The organism is Gracilimonas mengyeensis, from assembly GCF_900182705.1.
Lineage (GTDB): Bacteria > Bacteroidota > Rhodothermia > Balneolales > Balneolaceae > Gracilimonas > Gracilimonas mengyeensis.
Map to the genome: position 1 here is coordinate 143,744 of NZ_FXTP01000013.1, position 23,719 is coordinate 167,462.

Sequence of the window (23,719 nt, forward strand, 5' to 3'; positions counted from 1 at the left end):
TATCAATAGGTACGAATAAGATTTCATTTTCTCTCAAATTCAAACATAACTGACATGTGGTTCTCTTTATAGTTTTTACCCTCTAAACTTAGTTTCCCTCCTCTTATGTATCCAAATAGCCTATTTAGTTTTAGATCAATATTTATATTTAAATCATCTAATTCTAAAATAGTACTATAATTTCCAAAACTATCCTTTTGGAGCCTTAGTATTCTATCTTTGAGTTCATTCATATCTAGTTCCAGCTCAATCGCATCAGTATCAGGATAAAATGTTATTAATACATCTTCTTGTTTACATCTGTTTCTTGTAGATCTTGTCTCTTCAAGGTTTATCTCTTCGTTTATATATACAATGCAATCGGATATTTTAAATTCAATAGTTTGAGAGACCACACTCAAAGGAAAAAAACATAATATTAAGATGGCTATATATTGTATATAATATTTCATATAGATATGGTTTGTATAACGGCCCGGCGCATAACGGGCGCGGAGATTGTCAGTGAATAAACGGCAAACATTTTTAAACAAGCAACTCTGAAAGCCGAAACTCCGACCGCGTCCCAGTTGATGCGCTTGTTAGGCGGCATCTTTTGGTTTATATTTTGGATGTATAAAATCATCCACAACCTATACTAATCTTGCTATCAAAAAAAGCTAAATACGCCATTCATGCAATGTTACGATTGGCAAAAGAACGTAACCAAGGGCCTATGGCTATTGGTGAAATAGCAGAGAAAGAAAACATTCCACACAAGTTTTTAGAGGCTATTTTACTTGAACTCAAAAGTTCTGGTTTTATCAGTAGTAAAAAAGGACGTAGTGGTGGGTATTATCTACGGCAGCATCCTGATGAAATTAATCTCGCGGATATCCATCGAACCATAGACGGAGCCATTGCCCTTCTTCCCTGTGTGACCTATAACTATTACGAACGATGTGAGGAATGCAAGGATGAAAAAACCTGTGCCATTCGGAAGGCTATTAAAGAAGTACGGGATGAAACAGTTCATATTTTAAAAAAGTACACGCTCACCAAACTGATGGAACAAGAAGATTTTTTAAAAGAATTATAGTTTTTTTAAAATTAATCCCTATTAATTTGATAGACATTTGGGTTTTTATATATTCACTCCTTCTTGTTTAAAACCTTAACCAAAAATCATGCTATGAAAAATAAGCATCGTGTATTAAAGCTCTTTTCAATTTCACTGCTCGCTGTTGGTGCAATGACATTTACTTCAACAAGAGCAATGGCTCAAGAAAAGAATATTGACCATGAAACCTTTTACTGGCTGCGTTACAGCCCGACTTTTGATCTTGGTAACAGTTGGTCTTTAAAAGGCGAGTTTGAAATCAGACGATGGGCTTTTCCGGATCGGCAGCATCAATTGCTGGTTCCAAGAGTTACCTTTAACAAAAAACTGTCCAATGGCTGGGATGTAGGGATTGGAGGAGTTTATTTTCTGCAATCATTACCCCAGGATGGAGAAGTAGATATAGACTTAACACGCCCAGAAATACGCCCACACCAGGATTTAACCATGCGAGATAAAGTAGGCATCGTGGGAATAACACACCGTTATCGTCTTGAGCAGCGGTTCATCAGAAAAACAGAGGGAACGGAACTTGCCGATGGATATGATTTCAACCTTCGGTTTCGCTATCGCCTTCAATTTAGAATTCCACTGAATGATAAAAGCGGTGCAGGAGCGATGGATTTCAAAGTGGGCGATGAAATTATGCTGAATGCCGGGAAAAATATCGTTCGAAATACTTTTGATCAAAACCGTTTGTATGTCGGATTCCGAAATAAATTTAGCTCTAAAACCAATCTTGAAGTAGATCTGATCAACTGGTTTCAACAGAGAAGCAACGGTGATGATTTCAGAAGCCGCTATATTTTACGTGTGACATTCAATCAATCTTTTTAACTTTAAATCCTATAAAATCTATAGATATTATGAATAATAGATTCTTTTTCTTACCAACCATTCTTTTTTCAAGCCTGATCATAATTGTTATGGGTGGCTGCAGTTCTTCTGATAAACAAGGTCAGCAAACAGAAGGTGAAACCGTTAGGGTGGCCATATCTGGTGCATTTGCTCTCTATCCGTTGGTTACCGTCTGGGCCGAGGAGTTTAATAAAACACATCCGAATATTCAGTTCGACATTCAGGCAGGCGGAGCTGGAAAAGGCATGGCGGATGTGCTTTCAGGAGCCACCGATGTAGGCATGTTTTCCAGAACAATTGCGCAGGCTGAAAAAGATCAAGGAGTCTGGTGGGTAGCAGTCACCAAAGATGCGGTTCTGCCTACCATTAGCTCAGAAAATCCTTACCTGCCTGAGCTGCATCGGCAAGGAGTTACCCACCAAGAACTTTCTTCGATATGGTTGAGTGAAAACGAACCCTCGTGGAATGAAATTGTAGATTTGGGAAGTTCAGGGAATGAAACCATCACCGTGTTTACCCGGTCTGATGCAAGCGGAGCTGCTGAAGTTTTTGCTACTTATTTAGGAGCGCATCAGGAAGATCTGAATGGCGTTGGAGTGATGGGAGATCCTGGGCTTGCAGAAGCTGTTCGTAAAGATCAGCTCAGTGTAGGATACAACAATACCATTTATGTATATGATGTAGAAACTGGCGAAAAGAACCCCGGTATAGACGTCATCCCGCTTGATTTGAATGCCAATGGCGTGATTGATGAAGACGAAGCTTTCTACGACAACTTCGATAGCATATTAAAAGCGGTAGGTTCCGGCAAATATCCTTCTCCACCGGCTCGTGAATTGTATCTGATCACCAATGGAGAACCTGAAAAACAAGCCGTCATTTCCTTTATCGAGTGGGTTTTGACTGATGGGCAGGAGTTTGTTCGCCCGTCCGGTTATGTACCCTTGGATGAATCCTATGTACAGGATCAGCTTACCAAACTTCAGGATTAAATACCTATGATCTCGGCTTTAAAAATCAAACAGACCGGCAGTCGTTTTTGGGTGGATCGCATATCCACAACATGGATGCTTGCCGGCTTGTTCTTCATCCTTGTCGTTCCTTTTGCCATTTTTCTTGGCCTGCTGATAAAAGCCCTGCCTTTATTGTACGATCAAAGTTTGTGGGCCATTTTAAGTGGCACTGAATGGTCGCCAATGAGAGGGAATTTTGGCTTTCTTCCATTTATCGTAGGCTCGGTGTTGGTAACGGTGTTGGCAGTCTGTTTTTCTGCCCCTACAAGTCTGATGGCTGCAATCTACATCACACAATTTGCCCCCAAACGATTTTTGAAATTGGTCCATCCGGTTATTGATATACTGGCCGGAATCCCATCCGTCATTTACGGAGTTTGGGGGGTATTAACGATTATACCGCTGGTGGCTGGATTAGCTTCATGGTTCGGCATCAGCTCTACTGGTTACAGCATTTTGGCCGGTGGCATTGTTCTGGCTGTCATGTCCACGCCCTATGTACTCAATATGCTGATTGAAGTTTTCCGAAGTATGCCTATTGGTTTGAAAGAAGCCTCTCTATCGCTGGGTTCCACATATTGGGAATGTATCAAACACGTCTTGCTTAGAAAAGGATTGTCGGGCATTCTGGCCGCTTTTGCACTTGGGGTTTCCAATGCGCTGGGAAATACCATTGCGGTGTTGATGGTGGTAGGAAATCGGGTGCAGTTTCCATCCAACGTATTTGAAGCAGGATATCCAATTCCCGCACTCATTGCCAATAATTACGGCGAAATGATGTCCATTCCACTCTACGATTCGGCCTTGATGTTCGCCGCATTACTTCTATTTGTGATGGTTACATTTTTCAATTTTGCATCCCGCTATTTCATTCAAAAATATGAGGTATGATGAATAGAAAATCTCTTGAAGAACAATTTTTCCGACGCCTTACACAATTGACCACCGTTCTTTTGTTTGTAGTATTGACCTGGATTATTGCAACCATTCTGTACCGGGGAATTCCGGCCATGTCGTGGGACATGATTACCAAGGTACCGCAAGGCGGATTTTACTTTGGTAAAGAGGGTGGCGTTTTAAATGCCATTATAGGCTCATTTTACCTGGCAGGCGGGGCTACACTTTGTGCCATTTTTGTAAGCCTTCCGGTAGCGCTCTTTATGAATATTCATTTGGTCAAGTATCAAAGCTTCCTCACAAGAATAAGGCTTCTATTAGATATCTTGTGGGGCGTTCCAGCCATCGTGTACGGAGCTTTCGGATTTACATTGATGTTGTATTTCGGACTTCGTGCATCACTGCTCGCTGGTATTATAACTGTGGCTATTATGATTTGCCCGATTATGATTCGGGCCATGGATGAGGTACTTCGAACCATTCCGCGCGGGTTGATGGAAGCTTCGTATTCGCTCGGTTCTACCCGTACGGAAACGGCCTTCAAAATTTATGCAAGAAAAGCATTGCCGGGATTAACAACCGCTGTTTTACTTGCTTTGGGTAAAGGAATAGGGGATGCAGCCGCTGTTCTCTTTACAGCCGGTTTTACCGATTATATTCCTGAAAATTTATTGCAACCCACGGCTACACTTCCTCTATCCATTTTCTTTCAGCTTAGCTCACCTATCGAAGCGGTCAGGGAACGAGCGTATGCGGCTGCCATCATTTTAACTGTCATCATTCTGCTGTTCAGCCTGACCGGACGCGGAATCTCAACCCTTTATAAAAAATATTCTGCAAATGGTAATGACTGAAACACCGATTATCCGAATCCGGGATCTTAATGTTCATGCTCCGGACAATCATATTCTTAAAAATATTCACCTCGACATCCCTAAAAATAAAATTACCGTTCTGCTTGGGCCTTCGGGATGCGGGAAAACCACTCTGCTTAAAAGTTTAAACCGGCTTACCGATTTGTATCCTGAATTGAAGATAAAAGGGAATATTTACATTGATGATGATGATATTCTACACCCTGAACGGGACGTAAGCCAAATCCGCCAGAAAATGGGACTATTATCTCAGCGTCCGTATCCGCTGCCGATGTCCATTTTTAAAAATGTGGCCTATGGGTTAAAGCTAAAAGGCATCACAAAAAAAGATGAAGTAGAACGCCGTGTTCAGGAATACCTGAAAAAAGCAGCACTGTGGGATGAGGTAAAAGATCGCCTGCACAGTTCTGCTGAACAACTATCCATTGGACAGCAGCAGAGGTTATGTCTTGCGCGTGGCCTGGCGGTGAACCCAGAAGTGATTCTTGCCGATGAACCGACCTCCGCTCTTGATCCTGTTTCAACCCAAATGATTGAACATCAATTCCAGGAATTGAAAGAAGAATACACGATAGTTCTGGTCACTCATATGCTTCGGCAAGCTCGCCGTTTAGCAGATTATGTAGTATTTATTTATTACGGAAAAATCATTGAGCATGGCCCCGTTAATGAGGTATTAGATAATCCAAAAGAAGAACTTACGAAGAAATACGTGAGTGCTGGAGTGTAATATTTCGACATTTGTGAATGCCGCCTAACGACCCAGCGTTTAAACGGCGCGGGGATTATGATTTCTTTGAAGTAGCGAAATTAACTCCATGCAATCAAGTTTCCATCGAAGCTCGTCCGCGTCCGATTTAAAACGCCTTGTTAGCACCATGTACTTAATTAAAATGCATTATGGAATTTATAGTTTACCGCGGATACTTCTTTGACTTCTTTAGAGATTAATTCCAAATAATCACTTCTGAAAAACACGATATTTTTTTCCTTACCAAGACTGCTTTTATGAATAATGGCATTAAAACCATTTTTCTTAAAAAACTCAGCTAAAATTTGAGTTGGAACGTATTCAGCGGATGTTTCAGAATTCACGATTGGTTTAGAAAAGCTATAATTGATATCGCCCCAAACAAAATTTTCTTTCTTTTCATCTGAATCATCCTCAGGAATATCTTTGGGTGAATCGAGCGTTAAATCAAGTACTGTTAGATCACGCTTTGTTCGAAATGTACCAACCGTAATTTTTGATTTTACCCAAGGTCGAAGTTCTGACATTGCTGTTTCTTTAGACATAGAAGCATAGAAAACTAAAATACCTTTGGGGTTTAATCTTCCTTCAACGGCGTATTCTTTTTTTGGGAATAATCTTTGGTCTTCGGAGGGAAGGATTTCCATGCTTTCAATAATACCTTCATCATCTCTTGTAAACTTTTCTATATGATCTATCTGAGCTCTAAAAACCTCAGTACCTGTCGGTAGATTGATCTTACGCTTATCCCATGTCTCTTTTAGAGCATTTAAAAAGTTAAGCTCGGATTTGCTATGAATATACCTTCCATTCGATTCCACTTCGTAAGAAAACATTGAATATGAAAAGGGTGAGTCAAAAGGCATATAATTTGAATTTTGGAAATGGTGCTAACGACCCAGCGTGTAAGCGGCGAGCCCGATTGTTAAAATTAAAGTCCCGAACCCTAAACGAGTCCGCTTAACACGCCTTGTTATGCGTGAATTTAATGCCCATTAGCAATTGCTTTTTTAATTATTGGTGCAACAGAATTTGGTGTAATTCCACGTTCTTTACAGTAGTCTGATTTTAGCCAAACAGAAAGCTTTTTCTGACCTTTACTTGAATTACAAGCACGACAACAAAGAGCTATATTTTCTCTTGTGATTATGCTCGCATCATTGATTATATGTTCCCAACTTGGTGCAGTTTTAGCTGAAACTTTTGGTGAAGTAAATTTTTTACCACAATAAACACAAGCTTTATCTCTTTGCCTGACTTCTTGTTCTAACCAATCGGGTATGTTCCAGTTATTTGCCATAAGGTTTAATTATTTACGCATAACGGTTTGGCAAATAAGCGGCTTGTACTTACCGCTTAAGAATTAGTTAATAACTATATTTTATTACAAGCAAGCAATAAAGCAACGTACAGACAGCGTACAAGTCCGCTTAATTTGCTTGTTATACTGCGCTTTATTAATGGCTTAATCCAGTCCCAACATTTTATTCGCAACCTTCATGGGGCGGGAAACATCAAAATAGTATTGATATTCAGCACCATCAGAACACTCAACCCCAATTACTCTGATTCTTGGTGTTTTTGATTCCTCATTTTTCAGAAAAAACTCAATAGTTCGATTCCAATCTTTTTCAAACTCCCCATGCTTTTCAGAAATGAACCTATTCATTAACCGATTGGCGGTTCCCATACTTGCACAGTTTATAACCGCTGCATTTTCTTCGGTTTTTCCATCACCACCATAAATTGGTGGTTTATCGTCTAACGGATTTTTGTTTGATTTTGGACTTCCAAAAAATTTATTGAACAATCCCATTTTTCAACTCTGTTTTAGGTTATTTAATTAAAAATCTAACTACTCATGATTGTAAAAACTGGCCTATTTGCATAAATCCACAGATAGAAGTTGAAATTAGAGGCCTATTGTATAATTCAATCCATTGAGTTTTTCACCTTGTTGTCTACAAGCCTCGGCCGTTTTACTATATTCTTTTTCAATCTCGCTAAACTCATGAAAAGAAAAATTCTTTCCCCTGCTTTTCAGAAAGAGTTTATGCTGTCTTTCTTTTAGTAAATAAACGGTTTTACACAAGAACATGTAGAAATTACTAAGCTGGTTAAGATATTTTCTTTGCGTTGGGGTTAAATCTCTATCAAGGCTTATATCATTTAGGTTATGTTTTTCTTCGTCTAAACGCTCCATAAGTTTTTTTGTTCGATCGTACATCTCTTCGTAATCAATTGGACTAAATAAATTTTTCAAAAAACTTGAAAAAGATCCGGCATCTTTAATGATCGAATTATGAATTTCAATGTATTTTGTTTGTAGATTATTAATCCTGATGGCTTCATTTTTCAAAGCTGTATTATTGTCCATGTTGTTAAATTGTAATACTAAGAATTAATCTATAAATCGCGAGCTTCGTTGGTGTTATGGTTCGCTACTTTCCAATATTCTAGATCACCTGATCTCATTATTAATTAGAGAAAAAAATAACACCAATTAAAATTAGCTGATAGGTCATTTTAAAAGCATTTTGGTATAAACTTTGATAAAGCCTGATACTCTTTTTGCCAATTTGGGAAAGTATCTGAGAAAAGAGAAAAGTATTCTATTAAAACCCAAGCTTTACCATTTGTTTTTTTCTCTTCTAACATAAAGCCGTCTTGGTCAAGTGCTTTTTCCAAATCGTAAATAGCATTCTGCAAATTTTGTGCTCTTGATTTCTCTGAGGAAAACAGACCCTGATTTTTAACGTATTTAGCCGCATAATTCAAAACATGTTGGGCTTTCTTAAAAGAATTGGGTGTTCTTTTTCGTATTTGTTCTGCTTTACTATAATCTGTAGTTCTGGTACCCGGTTGATAGACTCTTATTTCATTCATTTCTGAATTTTTTTGTTATGAATTTTAATTTTCAATATTGGTTCATAAAAACAAGAGAATTAGCGACTTGTTTAAAAAGGGGGAAATATTTTTCAAATCTTGAATCAAGATTTTCATCATCAACGCTTGAAACGGTACATTGTAAGAGTATCATTTTATTGTCAATGATTGTGGAATATTCTACTGCTTTAGTTTTTACTAAAATGTCTAACCGCTGAATATTTTGTTCAAAAATGATTTGCCCACCTGAATTATTATCAAGCACTATTTTTTTAGCCTCAATAAATTTGCTTTCATCGGGCAACATCTCTTTCATCATTTCTCCCGAATAAAATTCATCAATATCCGACTTTGTAAATTGGTAATCGTTTGTCGGTATTTCTTTTACAATGATTTGAATTATCTCTTTTCCAGTTCCATTTTTACTTATAAATTTTTGAACAATATTAGGCCGATCAGCTTCCTCGTTTTTCCAACTTTCAGGTATTTTAATTCTTATATCAAGTCCCTTTGATTTTTGATGGTTCTGTGTACTGTAGGTAATTGCATAACCATCATTAAATTCAGATACAGGAAAATCTGAATATTGATAGATTAACAGCGTCTCCAAAACAGGTGATTCTATCTCACCATCTGACCTTCTTTTTACTTTATTAATAAAGTCTATTGCAAGCTCTTCTGTAATTTCTTGTGAGCTCAACATATTTTCAGTCTGTTCGAGTAAATTTGATTTATATTCTTCAAATTGATCACCTAATAAATCCTTTAAATTGTTTTCAATATTCTTTTCTGCATTCCCGAAAGATAAACCAAATTCGATTTTAGCCAATTTTATATCATTCCCAAGACTTGGAAACTCTTTTTCTATTTTGGCCAATGTGATTTCTTGCCCATTCAAGTAACCGAAAGCTTGACCTAAATCCTGATATTCTCGATTTTGATTTTGAGCAAAACAAAAAACGGGAATAATGTAATAGATGAGTATTATAAACAGTAAAGTCTTTTTCATTTATAAGCTAACCGAACTGAAATTCAGTCTTAATTTTTTTGTATAGATTTTTTGTTCCACCAAAAATACCTGACCATCCGAGCATTTTTTTATCCGCAAAAAACGCTGTTTTAAGCTCTTTATCATCAGACAGATATTCAATTTTCACCCAATTATTTACAAAATCACGCCCCTGTTTACCATAGGAAATACTTTGAAAGTTTTTTATATAAATATTTTCATTCTTTCCTTCAAATTTAAGCCCATCCTTTTCAAAAGTTAATAGGCCACTATCTTTCATTGCCAATAGGTTTAGATCCCGTATTCTATTTTCAGAAGGTAAATACCATACTTTAAATTGATTCTCCATATCCAATGATGTTTTTATGATTAAGCAGTATAACGACCCAGCGTTTAAACGGCGCGGGGATTATAATTTCTTTGAAGTAGCGAAATTAATTCCTGGCAATCAAGTTCCATCGAACTCCGTCCGCGTCCGATTTGAAACGCCTTGTTATGTGAAAACTGAGGGCGCTTGAACTACCGCTAAATGTGGAAAAAGCAACCGATTACTGCAAATTAAAAATGCCCATTGTTTCCCGGACAGGCTAACCGGAAATGTGGAACAGGAGTTTGTAACAACGCCCCGGGCGCTCCCGAAACCTGAAAACATTTTTGAGTGACTTTTCCAGCAAAACATTCATTAAAACTACGGGCGCAGATTCGAGACTTTTTAGGGGCAAACCACCAACAACGCACCGGATGAAATTAAAAGCCACAAACCGCAAAAAAGCCCCGATCAACCCACACAAAACCTGAAAGCCTGGCCGGGCACATAACGACCCAGCGTTTAAACGGCGCGGGGATTATAATTTCTTTGAAGTAGCGAAATTAATTCCTGGCAATCAAGTTCCATCGAACTCCGTCCGCGTCCGATTTGAAACGCCTTGTTATGTGAAAACTGAGGGCGCTTGAACTACCGCTAAATGTGGAAAAAGCAACCGATTACTGCAAATTAAAAATGCCCATTGTTTCCCGGACAGGCTAACCGGAAATGTGGAACAGGAGTTTGTAACAACGCCCCGGGCGCTCCCGAAACCTGAAAACATTTTTGAGTGACTTTTCCAGCAAAACATTCATTAAAACTACGGGCGCAGATTCGAGACTTTTTAGGGGCAAACCACCAACAACGCACCGGATGAAATTAAAAGCCACAAACCGCAAAAAAGCCCCGATCAACCCACACAAAACCTGAAAGCCTGGCCGGGCACATAACGACCTGCGGTTTAACCGGCTTGGCCTTATTGGCTGGTAATGTAGTTAAAACTGGAAATTTCTATAAACCAACAAATTTTGAACCGGCAAACAGCGGGCAAGTCCGCGTTGAAACCGTTGTTAGGCCAACTTTTTCGATGTTTAATTCAATCCTTTTCTCCAATCAAAGAAGAAGTACCCTCATCCAATTCCACCTCGATAGTGCTATGGCTGAAATTGTAAGGTTTTAGAATGTCACGGATTTTCTTTTTGGCTTTCAGAATGTCTGAATAGCTTTTTACGTTTTTTAGAATGAGGTGAGCAGTAAACACATGCTTTTCTCCATCCAGTGACCATAAGTGAAGGTGATTGGTATCGGCCACCATATCTTGCTCAAGAAATTTTTCTCGCAGTTCATCTAAGCTTACATCATCCGGGGTTCCTTGTAAGAAAATATGCAAGGTTTCTTTTAACCGTTTCACCACATTCCAAAGCACGTACGCAGTAATAAATAAGGACAGAGCGGGATCTAAGTAATGAAGATCCTTGAAAAGTAATACAATAGAAACCACAAGAACGGCAGTCCAACCCAATACATCTTCCAACAGGTGCCAGGAAATCACCCGTTCGTTTAGCGTTTTACCGTGACTCACCTTCCATGCAGCATACCCATTCACAGCCACACCCACGATGGCAAAGAGAAGCATTCCCTGGGCATCGGTATGTTCGGGTGATAAAATTCTGGCAGCCGCTTCATTGATCACGAAAATTGATCCTGCGATTAGTACGAGGCTATTAATCAAAGCTCCAAGCAGTGAAAACCGGGTATAACCAAAGGTGAAGGATGAATTGGCTCCTTCTTTAGATTTATGATCCAGAAACCAAGAGAGTCCAAGTGAAAGGCTGTCTCCTAAATCATGTAAAGCATCGGAGATAATGGCTACACTGTTGACATATAACCCTCCAAAAATTTCGAAAATGGTGAACCCAAAGTTGAGAAAAAATGCGAGTTTTATATTTCCTTGCTCATGTTCATGAGAATGATCGTGTGCCATATGTTTCGGGCTTTATTTCTTTGAAATTAGAATTTAAGGATTATCCTCTTGGCCAGTACATCATGATGATAACTCCCACCATGGCAAATCCCGCTCCAATCAGATCAAATTTATCCGGCTGGATATCATCTATTTTCCATCCCCACAAAAGCGAGAGTACAATAAAGACCCCTCCATAGGCTGCAAACACACGTCCAAAATGTGCTGGCTGTAAGGTAGGGAGAAAGCCATAGAGTGCCAGTAGAATCATTCCGGAGATTCCATACACCCAGCTTTTACTTTCGCGAAGCCAAATCCATACCAGATACCCTCCGCCGATTTCCAGTAGTCCTGCTACAATGAAGTAGAATTTTGATTTTAGATAGATCATAGTTTTTTATTTTAAAATTAAGATTTCTTGTCCATCTATGATTATCTGATTACATCTTCGTCGATTTCCCCTGTTCGGATTCTTATCGCTTTATCTACATCGGATACAAAGATTTTACCGTCACCCGAATTGCCTGTTTTTCCTTTTTGAATGATCACATTGATAATTTCAGCAACCCGTTCGTCGGGAACCACCGTCTCCAGCTTTATACGATTGGTGAGCCTTGCTTCAGCTTCGGCTTTAACATGTCCCCATCCACGTACATCCGACAAGGTTATACCTGGCGGTTCGGGTAATGCTTCAAGTCCATCAATAACGTAATCAATCATGTTGGTGCGAATAAATGCTTTGATCTCTTTCATAATATCAAGTCTTTAGAATTAAGACCTGTCAGGTTTTTGAAGCCTGACAGGTCTATTTTAAAATTACAGTTCAACGTGTTCTACCGGCTCAGCAAACCATTTGTAGATAGTAGGTAATACCACGAGTGTAAGCAGGGTCGAGGTTACCAGGCCGCCAACCACTACAGCTGCCAGCGGTCGCTGCACATTGGAGCCAATATCGTTGGCCAGTAGCAGCGGAATGAGTCCGAGTCCGGTTGTAAGGGCTGTCATTAAAACGGGGCGAAGACGTAATAACGCTGCTTTAACAACTGCCTTGTGCGTTTCAAGTCCTTCTTCCCGGAGTTGATTGATGTATGAAACCAGCACCACGCCATTAAGCACCGCTATTCCGAAAATGGCGATAAAGCCCACGGCTGCCGGTACCGACAAGTATAAGCCGGACACCCAAAGCGCCACAATGCCACCGATGGTTGCAAAGGGAATATTCAGGAAGATGAGGACGGCATATTTCCAGCTGCTGAAGGTGGAAAACAGCATAAAGAAAATGAGTCCCAGCGTGATGGGGACCACCACATACAACCGTGCCATGGCCCGCTGCTGATTTTCAAACTGTCCGCCGTATTCGGTGAAATATCCGGCTGGCAGATCTACCTCTTCGGCTACCTTTTGCTGGATTTCGCTGACGACACTTCCCATGTCTCGTCCCCGTACGTTAAGCTGCACATACGTCCTGCGACTGGCTTTATTCCGGGAGATTTGCTTGGGGCCGGTAAATACCTCCACATCAGCGATTTGCGAGAGCGGAACCAGTGCTCCTTTGGCTGTACGAATGGGGAGGTCACGAACCTGGTCGATGTGGGTTCGCTGAGATTCCTGCAGACGAACAAAAATATCGAACCGGCGGATGCCTTCGAATACCTGTCCGGCTACCGAACCTCCGATGCCGGTTTCCACCGTATTCAGAAAGTCATTCATGCTAATGCCCAACCGTGCCAATTGCTCGCGATCGGGTCGGACCAGGATCTGGGGTTTGCCACCCTGTTGTTGCGCACGTACATCCACGGCACCTTCCACTTCTTCAGCAATAGCCTGGATTTCTCCGGCTTTTTCGGCCAGCACGTCCAGGTCATCACCATATAAGCTTACCACGACCTGCGCCCGAACGCCACTCAGCAGCTCATCGGTGCGAAGCTGAATCGGCTGGGAGAAGTTGGATGAAACTCCGGGCAGATCTTCGGATAATTTTTCTGCCATTGCAGTTTGGAGCTCTTCGTAATCACGTCCCCATTCCCAGGCATCCAGTGGTTTAAGATTTACTACGTTGAATACCACGTTAACCGGCTCGGGATCGCCACCAACTTCAGCCCGACCGACTCGTGAATACACACTTTCCACTTCCGGGAAGGTGAGCATGGATTCCTGAAGTCGCTTGGAATATTCGGTGGTTGTTGGAAGATTCGCTCCCGGAGGCAACACCGACCGTACCGCAAAGGTACCCTCTCTTAGCGTGGGCTGAAATTCGGTTCCCAAAAACGGAAAGATAGCCATGCTTCCGGCAAACAAAACAAGAGCGGCTCCAAATACCATTTTGGGATATTTGGAGGTTTTCTCGATCAGCGGCTCACTCCATTTTTTTAGTGTACGAACCAACCAGGGTTCTTTATCCATGCCTTTTTCGGGAAGGATGAAGCTGGAAATAATCGGAATATAGGTCAGTGCTAAAAAGATAGCTCCGAATAGCGCAAACGTAATGGTATAGGCCAGCGGTTTGAACATCTTTCCTTCCACACCTTCCAGCGAAAAGAGAGGCAGGAATACAATGATGATAATACTGGTTGCAAAAAATACGGGGCGAATCACCTCTCGGGCGGCTTCACTTACAACCCGCGTAAGTGACACATTTCCTTCTTTCCGTTCTTCAAGTAGTCGGTATGTGTTTTCTACAATCACCGTGGCGCTGTCGCCGATCATCCCGATACTGATGGCCAGTCCGCCAAGACTCATGAGGTTGGCCGATATGCCCAGCCATTTCATCCCAATGAAAGCGATCAAAAAGGCTATAGGAACCGTGGAAATAATGATCAGTGTGGATCGGATATCTCCCATGAAAAAGTACAGAACCACCAACACCAAAATAGCGCCTATGTATAGCGCATTGGTGACGGTGCCCACCGCTTTTTCAACCAGTTCGCCCTGTGAATAGAAGGTTTCCATGATCATGCCTTCCGGGAGCGCCTGGTTGATGGCGTCTACTTTTTGATCCATTTCGGCCAGCAATTCCTGCGTGTTGGTTCCGATCAGCTTCAACACAAATCCACCTACCGATTCATCCCCGTTCGCAATCAGCGTTCCCCGCTTAATCTCAGAACCAAATTCAACCGTTGCCAGGTCTTTGACATAGACCGGCGTACCATTTTCGTTAGATACGATCACATTTTTGATATCTTCGATGCCGGCAGAATCGGGCTGAATCCAGCCGTATCCCCGCACCAGGTATTCTTCTCCTCCGCGCTCCAGAAAAGACGCACCAACGGTCCGGTTATTTTTGTTGAGGGCGCTTTCGAGGTCAGCCAGCGTCAGTCCGCGGGATACCAGGGCATTCATATCGGCATTGACCTGAAACTGCCGGACATCTCCGCCAATAGACAGTACACCGGTTACACCGGGTACGGTTCTGAGTTGTGGTTTTACGATCCAATCCTGGGCGGTTCGGATATCCATCAGGGAGTGGTCATAGCCCTCTTTATTCTTCACCTCGTACATCAGCACTGTTCCCAATCCCGTGGTGATGGGGCCAAGCTGGGGTTCGCCCAAACCATTTGGAATTTCGCTTTTGGCCTGCGCCAGCCGTTCGTTCACCAGCCGACGGGCGAAGTAGATATCGGTTCCTTCCTCAAAGTAAATATTTACCCTGGAAAGGCCGAAAATGGAGGTGCTTTGTACCCGCTCCAGCTTGGGCAATCCATACATGGATATCTCAATGGGGTAACTGATCTGGGTTTCCACATCCACCGGAGAAAGGCCGGGACTGGATGTGAACACCTGCACAAGAGGTGGCGATACGTCGGGAAATGAATCTATGGGAACATCCCGAAAGGAAAAGTAGCCATATAGCGCTACCGCGGCCACCAATATGAACATGGTTAGCCAGTTTTTTAAAACTTTATCAATAATTTGTTCAAGCATAAGTCAAATTTTCAGGGTGATAATTTTTTTTGATCCGGTCAGCTTTAGTGTCCATGGGAGGCGCTCCGTGTGGCCGCTGTAAGGGCAGATTTCAAATCAAAGGCACCGGATAAAACCGCAGTTTGTCCCGGTTCCAGGCCGGCGAGCACTTCCACATAACCATCCCTTTCATTTCCCAGCCTAACCGCTACCGGACGAAAACTTCCGGGCTCTTCACCAGGCACAAATACCCGATTAGAACCTTCAATTTGCTGAATGGCATCCACAGGAATGAGGGCAGCGGTTTCCTTTGAATTGGTGTAGATACGAGCCGTCCCGAACATACCGGCACGAAGCTGGCCATCCGGATTATCAAAAAGCGCTCTCACAGGCATGGTTCGGGTCTCTTTATCCAGCTCGTAGGAGATCCAGTCGGTGGTTCCTGTAAAGGTACTGCCCGGCATGCTTCTCACGGAAAGCTCGACTTTTTGCCCGGTACTCAGGTTGCGGATATCCTGCTCATAGCCGTCTATCATCACCCATACTTTGGACAGATCTGCTACGTGAACCGGCGTTTCATTCGGCCCGATGGTTTGTCCGGGCGAAAGATTCCGTTCCTGTATGGTACCACTCAGCGGACTGCTCAGGTAGAAATAGGAAAGCGGTGTATCGCTTCCGGCTTTAATATTTTGGATGTCATTTTGGGATAATCCATACAAACGCAACGCTTCCGAGGCCGCATCGAGCTCTGCTTTGGCTTGCTCATATTCCAATTCGGCCTGCAACAACTCAGCCTGACTGGAAATATCCTGCTCATACAAATTTTGCTCACGCTTAAAATGCGCTTCTTCTTTTTTTATAGCCGCTCTGAGGCGAATGTAATCGGCTTTGATCTTGCCCAGTCCAACGCTGCTCATTTGGACAATTGGCTCGCCTTCCTCCACATAATCCCCCAAATCTTTAAGCACTTTCACTACTTTGGCTTCGATTCTCGGACCTACTTTCGCAATGCGATCCATGTCATACATCACGCTTGCAGGACGTTCGATGACCGAGCTTGCACTTCCGGCTCTCAGCGTATCTACGCTGATATTGAGCGAAGCCATTTGATCCTGAGAAAGATGGACTTCACCGGAGTGTTCACTCTCTTCCTCCAAATGGTCACCTTCTGCTTCCGTATGTTGGGCTTCCTCTGAGCCGTGTTCATCAGCATTAGCATGGTTTTCGGTTTGGGGAGTGGATTCATTTTGAGAACTACAGCCGGTTATTACGACTCCGCTCAAAAGCAATATCCACACGGGAAATATTAGTCTGGTTATCTTCATGGTTTTAAATATCTGTTTCATGGGGTTCAAATAATTAATTGGTAGAAATTTCATTCAAGGGCGTGCCGATCAGTCGCTCAACCTCTGCGATGGCACGGTTCAGTTCAGCCAATGCCTGCACGTAGCGGGTTCGGCTGGTAAATAGCGTTCGTTGTGCATCCAGTACTTCAAGGAAATCGAACTTACCCTGACGATAGCCGATTTGTGCCGCTTCATAAGCTGTCTCGGCCCCGGGCAGCACTTCCGCATTCAGTTGTTCAACCTCATAAAGAGCCGCTTGCAGGTTGTTATAGGTATTTTGAAGGGCTTTTTGAGCCTCAATCAGGGCTGACTCCCGCTGAGTTTCCGCACGATTGAGCTCATAGCGAGCCGCCTTTACGTTTCCCTGATTCCGGTCAAAAAATGGAATGGGAATAGATACTCCGACCAAAGCCGCCTCAGCATCCAGATCCTCCATTCGCCGGTAACCGGCACTGATTTTTATGTCAGGAATGGCTTTGGATCGCTGTAAAGAAAGAGAGGCTTCGCGCTGCTGGATTTCTGTAGTCCAGCGGGCTATATCCGGGTTTCGCTCTATAAATTCGGCCACTGACTGATAGTTGGGGATGGACTCAGGTATTTCCAGTTCGCCATTCAACGCTTTAAATAACACCCGGTCACTACCCCAAAAAGAGGCCAGGGTCGTGAAAGCAGACTCCATCGAATTGCGCCTGTTTTCCAGCTCTATGCGTGCTCTTGAGAGTTCCACCTGGGCTTTGGTTTGCTCCAGTTTTGAAACTTTACCGGCTGTGACTTGCGCCGACACACTTTCATAAAATTGCCGGGCAACATCCAGTAACTCTTTCTGTTGCTCCCATTGCAGCTGGGCTTCCAGTGCAGAAGTATAGGCCTGAGTGAGTCCGGTAAGCGTATTTAAGCGCTGGGTTTCGTAATCCCAGTTTGCGAGTTCTGTTGTTAAACCGGCCAGTCGTTTTCGTTTCATGCGGTCAGCCCCTAAAAGAACTTTTTGGCTGAGCCTTATCGTGGTTTCCCTGGAGTCATAGCCTTCAAAAGGGCCTGTTCCTCCAAAGTTTTCCATTTCAGCTTCCAATTCCGGATTGGGGAGCAGAGCGGCCTGAATGCGCTCGGCTTCTTTAACCCGAACCTGCCAGGCATAACTTTGTAGCTGCGGATTTTCGAGCAGCGTTTTGGCCAGAGCCGTTTGATATGTTAGCGTGTCGCCAACAGCAATCAAATCGGTTGAAGAGTTTAAATTTCTGTTTAAAATCCCTGAAGAATAGTCGTTGGATTCATGTTCTATAAGTGTGCTTTCAGTGGGTACTTGAAGTACTTTTCGTTCGCTGGCGCAACCGGCCACAAGTACGAGTGTACCGATGAGCAGCATCGTTTTGATAAATTTTGACATGTAGTAATTCAGCCTTTTTAGCTGTTTTAGATTGATGAGAAATGTGTAAGGGACACAATTATCCTGTGAAGTGTAAAGCACATTCTCAATTTTGAATTAGGTATAAGAAGGGCTGTATGGCCTAATTCAGAAGTACTACGGTCTTTAGATTGGTGGTGACAGAGTTCTCTATAACCGGTGGTAAGAAAATGGTTTGCTGGAGAGAACGGGACGCCGGGGTAATTTCGCTTTTTTGATAAACAGCTCGTTTAAGATCAGCAACTGTCTTTTGTTGGTCAAAGCGATTCAGCTTGTCTTCTTTTGCACAGAGTAAGGAAATGGGAACATCTATGTGGTGATCGCTGTCTTGGTGAAAAACGGTTTGCTGTTCGTGATCATGGCCATCATTTTCGTGGACTTCGGCTTCACTACTAAAGAAAATTCCAACCGCGGCCTTTGACTCAACATTTACATCACCATTATTTTCAAAACAATATACCAATGACTCTGCGAGACTATGCACACTTAACACGTGCATAGCAAATATGATCAGCAGCAGACGGGCTGATAATTTATAAGTAGTTTTAAAGAGCTTACTTTTTTTGAACAAGTGTATGCTTTTTGAATAAAGCTGCTTTGAAATTGAACATAAAAATACGGAATCACGTATCAAAATGAAATTATCATGTGGATAGCCTTTGTGACACTGAATTAAACTTTGTGCTTTGTTGGCCTAACGACCCAGCGTTTAAACGGCGCGGGGATTATGATTTAGATGAAGTAGCAAAATTAATTCCTGGCGGTCAAGTTTCCATCGCACCCCGTCCGCGTCCGATTTAAAACGCATTGTTAGTGGTATTTTTCCTCGAATTCAGTTCCTTATGAGCTTCACGATACAAGAAACCGATATTGCCATTAGGAGTTTTTTGGTTAAAATCTTTAGAATGGAAATCTTTTAACTTTCTTTTGAAAGAACCCTTCTTATCAAGTTCTAAGATTTTATTCCAAAGACCATAAGCTTTAAATGCAGCTTCTATATAGAGCCAATGTTTAGAGTAGTTGTCAATTGCATTATTTGCAAATGCAACCCAATGACCAGGATTCACTTCTGGATTGTAATTAAATCCAATAATTCTATTTTCTCTTATAGATTCAAGAATATAAAACAGTGTTTCATTCTCGAAAATCATATGAACGATTCTAGGAGGAGATTTTGAAGATAAATTACCCAGCGTAATTAATTTTTCTGCGTCATGTTCATTAGTTATCACTTCTGAAATAACTTTTTTGTCAGATTCTATGAACTCATATCCTCTTCTAAATAAATATTTAACTAACCGTTTCTTAATACCAAAGGTGAGATTATTGTTGTAAATAATTTCTTGAAATGCTGTTACGCCTTGATTATCCAATTCATTTACTTGAATATTTAAAACTTCACACTTCAAAAGGAATTGAATAAAAGATGGTTCATTAGCTTGATTTATATAATAATTTAATGCTGGCTTCCCACTTTTGGTTGTTCGTTGTTGAAGTTTTAGGTGGTCATTAAGAATGTCAATTTCTTCAGAATCCAGACCGTAAATTTTTTCATGGATAGAATTATAATCACTGTAATTCTTCTTGCGTTTCTCTTTTATTTCTAATCTAATTTTTTCAGCCTTAGACTTCAGTTCTGCTTTGCTGATATCATAAAAAAAACATTGATAATTTTTTTCATTGAAATTCAATTGATCTAAAGAAATGCTTTTTTCTCTCCATTTTTTAAATACATCAAGATCATTTGTAACATTTATTACTTCTTTAAATTTACAATTCAATTTCAGTTCTTCTGAGAAATTTTTATCTAACTTGAAGAAATTTTCATGGGGTGTTGCATACTTTAAATCCTTTCTCATCTTAGCATTCTTCTTTGAATCAAAATTTTCAAGAATCCAAATCAAATAAATTTTTTGATTTCTATAAAAATCTGTTCTTTCCAAAATATACCGTTGAGTAAGAGTAGATAGTTGTATTTCAAATGCTAAAGCTTTATTTCTGTATGTACAGTAAATGTCAGGTTTACGTCTTTCCCCTTCATCATTAACTAAAAATTCACTGTCAATTACGACTGAATTCTTATCAACCCCGTTAGTTTTTTTTAATAGATTGCCGATTTTATTCTTTAGGTATTTGTGCTCTGGACTTTCTTTAGAAGCATATATTTCTTCAGTTTTGTCTCTTTCTGATTTTGAATAATTATTGTCTTTCAGTACACAATAACCAGAATTAGGCTTGTGACTAAGAAAGACTCGGTTACTGCTACTGGATTTAACGGAAAGATACTGTTTACATACAACGCATTTAGGAACGAACTTACCTATATCGTATGCCTTGCGGAATTTTTCGTGGGTTTCTCTATCGGCATTAAATATTTTGTCCGCATATACTACATCCCCTGAAATTTCATCAATCGCTTTTTTAATAGATCTTTCAGAGCTCATGAGTTGACTTATTAATTAATACCACTAACGGCCTTGCGCATAAGCTGCAGGCGCCAATGTGTTCAGTTAATTACAAAATGAAATGTTAACTAATAAATGGGAAGCGAGCAAGATCAGGCGAGGCCTGTCCGCTTAATGCGCTGGTTATACTGCGAACGGATTTAGATAATTGTTTCTAACCGAAATATTTGCCAAACCCTTTTATAAATTCCTCAACTTTGTTGTCCAAGTAATTTGTTATTTCTTCTTTTCTTACATTCGGATCGCGCTTTAAAACGAGGTTTGCAGAACTTTCATATACTTTTTGAAGCCGTTGAGGACCTTCACCTTCAATTCTTTGGAGTCGCATAAAACCATCCATTAATGTTGTAGAAATATTTGGTTGGTCGTGGTTTCGATAGATCCCTTGCACTAAGTTTTCTGTCATGAAATCACCGTCTGCCCAGTCATAATTTTTCCCCCATTTGGACCACACAACAAACGCTAAAGCATTCATTTTTTGAATCATAACTTCTGTATATAACCATGCGGCTCCCTCCTCGGTAGTGCAAATTTCATTACATTCTACAGCTGAATCCTCATCGGTAACAATATCTTTTGTTGCTGATTTGATTCCGTTTGCTACATTTTCTTTTAGGTTTGGAGTTTCACTAGTTGATGATTGTTTTGGTGTTTCTGAAAAGCACTTAGGTATAAATTTATTCAAAGCTTTATACTCATTTTGCCAATTCGGAAAAGTATCTGAAAAAAGAGAAAAATATTCTATCAAAACCCATGCTTTTCCATTTATTTTCTTTTCCTCAAGCAGAAAGCCGTCTTGATCAAGAGCTTTTTCCAAATCATAAATAGCATTTTGTAATTTTTTTGCTCTTGATTTTTCTGTTGAGAAGAGGCCTCGATTCTTGACGTATTTGGCAGCATAATTTAAAACATGCTGTGCTTTTTTAAATGCTTTTGGTGTTCTTTTTTGAATTTGCTCTGCTTTGCTATAGTCTGTTGTTCGAGTACCAGGTTGGTGAATTTTAATTTCATTCATATTGCGAATCTATTTGATCTATTTATCAGGTTGCCATTTAAATAGTGGCTGATTATTGGTTGAAAAAACTGCTCTCATTACATTTGAAACATCATCTTCTTTAATATCCTCAAGTATTAAATCATCAAACAATGCATTACGGGGATCTTCATAATCTTTATTTTTGATTCGATCTTCAATTGTACTCACAAATGTTTTTACCAAAGAATTATTTTTCAACTTGTCTGAAATTGAAGAAGGATTTCCCTCTATAAAAATAAGGAATCCGCTAATGTGTCCTTTCTCTAAAACAATTTCAATTTTAGCTTCTTTGGCTAAATTTGAGCCCTCTTCTTTTGGTTTTTCCTTCTTGAAAAGATTAAACATGAGTAAAATGTGTTGTGATTTAAAAAATTGCTCAAAGCAGTATAACGTTCTGGCGCATAAGGGGCAAAGAGATTATGAATTTGAACAACGTTAAATAACTAAAACATTAACTACAAGCGTGGGCAAAGTTGAGGCTTTGTCCCTTTAATGCGCTTGTTATAGGCACAGATAATTTATGAAAGAGCATAAACCGTTTAGCGAGCACTGGTGGTGGCAAATTCTTTTAGACCATGTTTATTATTGCAAATGGAAATACCGTGATTTGGAGGAAATGAAAAGAGATAGCGTGCTGACAGACTTTATTATCAACAGGATTAAAATTGCTACTCTTAGAGAGCTAAAAGAAAAAGTAACTGGACTAAAATGTGAGAATGATGTTAGATATAATCTTGGTGTAACTGAGGCAAAGCAATTAATAGATGAATGCGAAAAGAGTGTTTATGTTGATTAGTGCCTATAACGGGTTAGGCGTAAGCGGTCAGGCAGATTATGATTTTTTAAAAGCAATAAATATTAAACAGGAAAAAAGCAGGGCAAACTTGAAGCCTGTCCGCTTGACGCCATTGTTAATTGCATGATGAATTTATTTGACACAGAAAAAACCCAAAGCTTGCATATTCGAAACAAAGAAGATTACACGGATATTTGGCTTACACCACCTGAGATTATTCAGGCTTTAGGGCAATTTGATTTAGATCCATGCGCCCATATTGAACAACCTTGGGAAACAGCAAAAACCATGTACACTATAAAAGATGATGGATACAGTAAAGAATGGTTTGGGCGCGTGTGGATGAACCCTCCATACTCTGAAATTGATAGGTGGATGCAGAAGCTATCAATTTATGGGAATGGTATTGCCCTAACATTTGCCCGGACGGAGACTCAATACTTCCATAACTATGTTTGGGGAAAAGCAAAAGGAATATTCTTCTTTGACGGGAGACTAAATTTTCATCGGGCAAATGGTGTGAAAGCAAAAATGAATGCAGGAGCACCAAGCGTACTTATTGCTTATGGACGTGAAAATGCTGAGGTATTAAAAACGTGTAAGCTAAGAGGATTTTATACAGAGCTATGAATGCAATTAACGTTCTGGCGCATAAGGGGCAAAGAGATTATGAATTTGAACAACGTTAAATAACTAAAACATTAACTACAAGCGTGGGCAAAGTTGAGGCTTTGTCCCTTTAATGCGCTTGTTATAGGCACAGATAATTTATGAAAGAGCATAAACCGTTTAGCGAGCACTGGTGGTGGCAAATTCTTTTAGACCATGTTTATTATTGCAAATGGAAATACCGTGATTTGGAGGAAATGAAAAGAGATAGCGTGCTGACAGACTTTATTATCAACAGGATTAAAATTGCTACTCTTAGAGAGCTAAAAGAAAAAGTAACTGGACTAAAATGTGAGAATGATGTTAGATATAATCTTGGTGTAACTGAGGCAAAGCAATTAATAGATGAATGCGAAAAGAGTGTTTATGTTGATTAGTGCCTATAACGGCCCAGCGTTTAAACGGCGCGGGGATTATAATTTAGTTGAAGTAGCAAAATTAATTCCTTAG

Annotated in this window: 27 protein-coding genes; 9 read left to right on the forward strand and 18 right to left on the reverse strand. The window is 40.6% G+C overall.

The features are described 5' to 3' along the window. Positions 1 to 23 precede the first annotated feature (23 nt). Entirely contained in the window at positions 24 to 452 is a 429-nt protein-coding gene (locus FN815_RS14785) for a hypothetical protein (RefSeq protein WP_142455422.1), read from the reverse strand. A 191-nt stretch (positions 453 to 643) separates the two neighbouring features. On the opposite strand from FN815_RS14785, the gene FN815_RS14790 reads away from it, so the two are divergent. The 6 genes from FN815_RS14790 (at position 644) to FN815_RS14815 (ending at position 5,472) form a co-directional block, all read left to right on the forward strand. Further along, positions 644 to 1,078 (forward strand): RrF2 family transcriptional regulator, encoded by a 435-nt coding sequence (locus FN815_RS14790; RefSeq protein ID WP_142455423.1) that lies wholly within the window; start codon positions 644 to 646, stop codon positions 1,076 to 1,078. A gap of 93 nt (positions 1,079 to 1,171) precedes the next feature. After that, positions 1,172 to 1,936 (forward strand): DUF2490 domain-containing protein, encoded by a 765-nt coding sequence (locus tag FN815_RS14795; RefSeq protein ID WP_142455424.1) that lies wholly within the window; start codon positions 1,172 to 1,174, stop codon positions 1,934 to 1,936. A 29-nt stretch (positions 1,937 to 1,965) separates the two neighbouring features. Beyond that, positions 1,966 to 2,949 (forward strand): PstS family phosphate ABC transporter substrate-binding protein, encoded by a 984-nt coding sequence (locus FN815_RS14800; protein WP_142455425.1) that lies wholly within the window; start codon positions 1,966 to 1,968, stop codon positions 2,947 to 2,949. A 6-nt stretch (positions 2,950 to 2,955) separates the two neighbouring features. Beyond that, a complete protein-coding gene (gene pstC / locus FN815_RS14805) occupies positions 2,956 to 3,861 on the forward strand; it encodes a phosphate ABC transporter permease subunit PstC (RefSeq protein ID WP_142455426.1) in 906 nt (301 codons plus the stop codon). Beyond that, on the forward strand, positions 3,858 to 4,721 hold the full coding sequence (gene pstA / locus FN815_RS14810; protein ID WP_142455427.1) for a phosphate ABC transporter permease PstA: 864 nt from the start codon (positions 3,858 to 3,860) through the stop codon (positions 4,719 to 4,721). The genes pstC and pstA overlap by 4 nt, the downstream gene beginning before the upstream one ends. Next, the gene (locus FN815_RS14815) at positions 4,714 to 5,472 is read left to right on the forward strand and encodes a phosphate ABC transporter ATP-binding protein (RefSeq protein ID WP_142455428.1); all 759 of its coding nucleotides are present in this window, start codon (positions 4,714 to 4,716) and stop codon (positions 5,470 to 5,472) included. Before pstA ends, FN815_RS14815 begins: the two co-directional genes overlap by 8 nt. Positions 5,473 to 5,630: 158 nt before the next feature. Here FN815_RS14815 and FN815_RS14820 read toward each other — a convergent pair whose 3' ends face one another. The 17 genes from FN815_RS14820 to FN815_RS14900 form a co-directional block, all read right to left on the reverse strand. Continuing rightward, positions 5,631 to 6,359 (reverse strand): RES family NAD+ phosphorylase, encoded by a 729-nt coding sequence (locus FN815_RS14820; RefSeq protein ID WP_142455429.1) that lies wholly within the window; start codon positions 6,357 to 6,359, stop codon positions 5,631 to 5,633. 119 nt (positions 6,360 to 6,478) lie between these two features. Continuing rightward, positions 6,479 to 6,793, reverse strand: a complete 315-nt coding sequence (locus FN815_RS14825) for an HNH endonuclease (protein ID WP_142455430.1) — start codon at positions 6,791 to 6,793, stop codon at positions 6,479 to 6,481. 165 nt (positions 6,794 to 6,958) lie between these two features. Further along, on the reverse strand, positions 6,959 to 7,309 hold the full coding sequence (locus FN815_RS14830) for a hypothetical protein (RefSeq protein WP_142455431.1): 351 nt from the start codon (positions 7,307 to 7,309) through the stop codon (positions 6,959 to 6,961). Positions 7,310 to 7,405: 96 nt separating this feature from the next. Beyond that, the gene (locus FN815_RS14835) at positions 7,406 to 7,870 is read right to left on the reverse strand and encodes a hypothetical protein (RefSeq protein ID WP_142455432.1); all 465 of its coding nucleotides are present in this window, start codon (positions 7,868 to 7,870) and stop codon (positions 7,406 to 7,408) included. 149 nt (positions 7,871 to 8,019) lie between these two features. Beyond that, positions 8,020 to 8,379: a hypothetical protein gene (locus FN815_RS14840; RefSeq protein ID WP_142455433.1), complete on the reverse strand. Its 360-nt coding sequence runs from the start codon at positions 8,377 to 8,379 to the stop codon at positions 8,020 to 8,022. A gap of 31 nt (positions 8,380 to 8,410) precedes the next feature. Further along, positions 8,411 to 9,388, reverse strand: a complete 978-nt coding sequence (locus FN815_RS14845; RefSeq protein WP_142455434.1) for a hypothetical protein — start codon at positions 9,386 to 9,388, stop codon at positions 8,411 to 8,413. A 7-nt stretch (positions 9,389 to 9,395) separates the two neighbouring features. After that, on the reverse strand, positions 9,396 to 9,737 hold the full coding sequence (locus FN815_RS14850; protein ID WP_142455435.1) for a hypothetical protein: 342 nt from the start codon (positions 9,735 to 9,737) through the stop codon (positions 9,396 to 9,398). A 1,051-nt stretch (positions 9,738 to 10,788) separates the two neighbouring features. Beyond that, the gene (locus tag FN815_RS14855) at positions 10,789 to 11,676 is read right to left on the reverse strand and encodes a cation diffusion facilitator family transporter (protein ID WP_142455436.1); all 888 of its coding nucleotides are present in this window, start codon (positions 11,674 to 11,676) and stop codon (positions 10,789 to 10,791) included. Between the two features lie 40 nt (positions 11,677 to 11,716). After that, positions 11,717 to 12,046: a YnfA family protein gene (locus FN815_RS14860; RefSeq protein WP_142455437.1), complete on the reverse strand. Its 330-nt coding sequence runs from the start codon at positions 12,044 to 12,046 to the stop codon at positions 11,717 to 11,719. A gap of 41 nt (positions 12,047 to 12,087) precedes the next feature. Continuing rightward, complete coding sequence (locus FN815_RS14865) at positions 12,088 to 12,408, reverse strand: P-II family nitrogen regulator (RefSeq protein WP_142455438.1); 321 nt, start codon at positions 12,406 to 12,408, stop codon at positions 12,088 to 12,090. Between the two features lie 63 nt (positions 12,409 to 12,471). Continuing rightward, a complete protein-coding gene (locus tag FN815_RS14870) occupies positions 12,472 to 15,576 on the reverse strand; it encodes an efflux RND transporter permease subunit (protein WP_142455439.1) in 3,105 nt (1,034 codons plus the stop codon). Between the two features lie 44 nt (positions 15,577 to 15,620). Then, positions 15,621 to 16,880 carry an efflux RND transporter periplasmic adaptor subunit gene (locus tag FN815_RS14875; protein WP_142455440.1) on the reverse strand — a complete coding sequence of 420 codons (1,260 nt, stop codon included), beginning with the start codon at positions 16,878 to 16,880 and terminating at the stop codon, positions 15,621 to 15,623. Positions 16,881 to 16,914: 34 nt separating this feature from the next. Continuing rightward, positions 16,915 to 18,285, reverse strand: coding sequence for a TolC family protein (locus FN815_RS14880; protein WP_142455441.1), 1,371 nt, complete (start codon positions 18,283 to 18,285; stop codon positions 16,915 to 16,917). Between the two features lie 121 nt (positions 18,286 to 18,406). Next, positions 18,407 to 18,874 carry a hypothetical protein gene (locus tag FN815_RS14885; protein WP_142455442.1) on the reverse strand — a complete coding sequence of 156 codons (468 nt, stop codon included), beginning with the start codon at positions 18,872 to 18,874 and terminating at the stop codon, positions 18,407 to 18,409. A 226-nt stretch (positions 18,875 to 19,100) separates the two neighbouring features. After that, a complete protein-coding gene (locus FN815_RS14890; protein WP_142455443.1) occupies positions 19,101 to 20,747 on the reverse strand; it encodes a DUF6035 family protein in 1,647 nt (548 codons plus the stop codon). 175 nt (positions 20,748 to 20,922) lie between these two features. Then, positions 20,923 to 21,783, reverse strand: a complete 861-nt coding sequence (locus tag FN815_RS14895; protein WP_142455444.1) for a hypothetical protein — start codon at positions 21,781 to 21,783, stop codon at positions 20,923 to 20,925. 18 nt (positions 21,784 to 21,801) lie between these two features. After that, a complete protein-coding gene (locus tag FN815_RS14900; protein WP_142455445.1) occupies positions 21,802 to 22,149 on the reverse strand; it encodes a hypothetical protein in 348 nt (115 codons plus the stop codon). 175 nt (positions 22,150 to 22,324) lie between these two features. Between FN815_RS14900 and FN815_RS14905 the strand changes: the two genes are divergently transcribed. The 3 genes from FN815_RS14905 to FN815_RS14915 all read left to right on the forward strand — a co-directional run bounded on the left by FN815_RS14905 (position 22,325) and on the right by FN815_RS14915 (position 23,646). Continuing rightward, a complete protein-coding gene (locus tag FN815_RS14905) occupies positions 22,325 to 22,600 on the forward strand; it encodes a hypothetical protein (protein WP_142455446.1) in 276 nt (91 codons plus the stop codon). Between the two features lie 123 nt (positions 22,601 to 22,723). Further along, a complete protein-coding gene (locus FN815_RS14910; RefSeq protein WP_221930331.1) occupies positions 22,724 to 23,230 on the forward strand; it encodes a phage N-6-adenine-methyltransferase in 507 nt (168 codons plus the stop codon). Between the two features lie 140 nt (positions 23,231 to 23,370). Next, a complete protein-coding gene (locus tag FN815_RS14915; protein ID WP_142455446.1) occupies positions 23,371 to 23,646 on the forward strand; it encodes a hypothetical protein in 276 nt (91 codons plus the stop codon). Positions 23,647 to 23,719 lie beyond the last annotated feature (73 nt).

What these genes read in the sequence shown, in the direction of transcription:
- FN815_RS14785 (WP_142455422.1), bottom strand. Translation starts at nt 452, where the DNA reads ATGAAATATTATATACAATATATAGCCATCTTAATATTATGTTTTTTT.
- FN815_RS14795 (WP_142455424.1), top strand. Translation starts at nt 1,172, where the DNA reads ATGAAAAATAAGCATCGTGTATTAAAGCTCTTTTCAATTTCACTGCTC.
- FN815_RS14800 (WP_142455425.1), top strand. Translation starts at nt 1,966, where the DNA reads ATGAATAATAGATTCTTTTTCTTACCAACCATTCTTTTTTCAAGCCTG.
- pstC (WP_142455426.1), top strand. Translation starts at nt 2,956, where the DNA reads ATGATCTCGGCTTTAAAAATCAAACAGACCGGCAGTCGTTTTTGGGTG.
- pstA (WP_142455427.1), top strand. Translation starts at nt 3,858, where the DNA reads ATGATGAATAGAAAATCTCTTGAAGAACAATTTTTCCGACGCCTTACA.
- FN815_RS14815 (WP_142455428.1), top strand. Translation starts at nt 4,714, where the DNA reads ATGACTGAAACACCGATTATCCGAATCCGGGATCTTAATGTTCATGCT.
- FN815_RS14820 (WP_142455429.1), bottom strand. Translation starts at nt 6,359, where the DNA reads ATGCCTTTTGACTCACCCTTTTCATATTCAATGTTTTCTTACGAAGTG.
- FN815_RS14825 (WP_142455430.1), bottom strand. Translation starts at nt 6,793, where the DNA reads ATGGCAAATAACTGGAACATACCCGATTGGTTAGAACAAGAAGTCAGG.
- FN815_RS14830 (WP_142455431.1), bottom strand. Translation starts at nt 7,309, where the DNA reads ATGGGATTGTTCAATAAATTTTTTGGAAGTCCAAAATCAAACAAAAAT.
- FN815_RS14835 (WP_142455432.1), bottom strand. Translation starts at nt 7,870, where the DNA reads ATGGACAATAATACAGCTTTGAAAAATGAAGCCATCAGGATTAATAAT.
- FN815_RS14840 (WP_142455433.1), bottom strand. Translation starts at nt 8,379, where the DNA reads ATGAATGAAATAAGAGTCTATCAACCGGGTACCAGAACTACAGATTAT.
- FN815_RS14845 (WP_142455434.1), bottom strand. Translation starts at nt 9,388, where the DNA reads ATGAAAAAGACTTTACTGTTTATAATACTCATCTATTACATTATTCCC.
- FN815_RS14850 (WP_142455435.1), bottom strand. Translation starts at nt 9,737, where the DNA reads ATGGAGAATCAATTTAAAGTATGGTATTTACCTTCTGAAAATAGAATA.
- FN815_RS14855 (WP_142455436.1), bottom strand. Translation starts at nt 11,676, where the DNA reads ATGGCACACGATCATTCTCATGAACATGAGCAAGGAAATATAAAACTC.
- FN815_RS14860 (WP_142455437.1), bottom strand. Translation starts at nt 12,046, where the DNA reads ATGATCTATCTAAAATCAAAATTCTACTTCATTGTAGCAGGACTACTG.
- FN815_RS14865 (WP_142455438.1), bottom strand. Translation starts at nt 12,408, where the DNA reads ATGAAAGAGATCAAAGCATTTATTCGCACCAACATGATTGATTACGTT.
- FN815_RS14870 (WP_142455439.1), bottom strand. Translation starts at nt 15,576, where the DNA reads ATGCTTGAACAAATTATTGATAAAGTTTTAAAAAACTGGCTAACCATG.
- FN815_RS14875 (WP_142455440.1), bottom strand. Translation starts at nt 16,880, where the DNA reads ATGAAGATAACCAGACTAATATTTCCCGTGTGGATATTGCTTTTGAGC.
- FN815_RS14880 (WP_142455441.1), bottom strand. Translation starts at nt 18,285, where the DNA reads ATGTCAAAATTTATCAAAACGATGCTGCTCATCGGTACACTCGTACTT.
- FN815_RS14890 (WP_142455443.1), bottom strand. Translation starts at nt 20,747, where the DNA reads ATGAGCTCTGAAAGATCTATTAAAAAAGCGATTGATGAAATTTCAGGG.
- FN815_RS14895 (WP_142455444.1), bottom strand. Translation starts at nt 21,783, where the DNA reads ATGAATGAAATTAAAATTCACCAACCTGGTACTCGAACAACAGACTAT.
- FN815_RS14900 (WP_142455445.1), bottom strand. Translation starts at nt 22,149, where the DNA reads ATGTTTAATCTTTTCAAGAAGGAAAAACCAAAAGAAGAGGGCTCAAAT.
- FN815_RS14905 (WP_142455446.1), top strand. Translation starts at nt 22,325, where the DNA reads ATGAAAGAGCATAAACCGTTTAGCGAGCACTGGTGGTGGCAAATTCTT.
- FN815_RS14910 (WP_221930331.1), top strand. Translation starts at nt 22,724, where the DNA reads ATGATGAATTTATTTGACACAGAAAAAACCCAAAGCTTGCATATTCGA.
- FN815_RS14915 (WP_142455446.1), top strand. Translation starts at nt 23,371, where the DNA reads ATGAAAGAGCATAAACCGTTTAGCGAGCACTGGTGGTGGCAAATTCTT.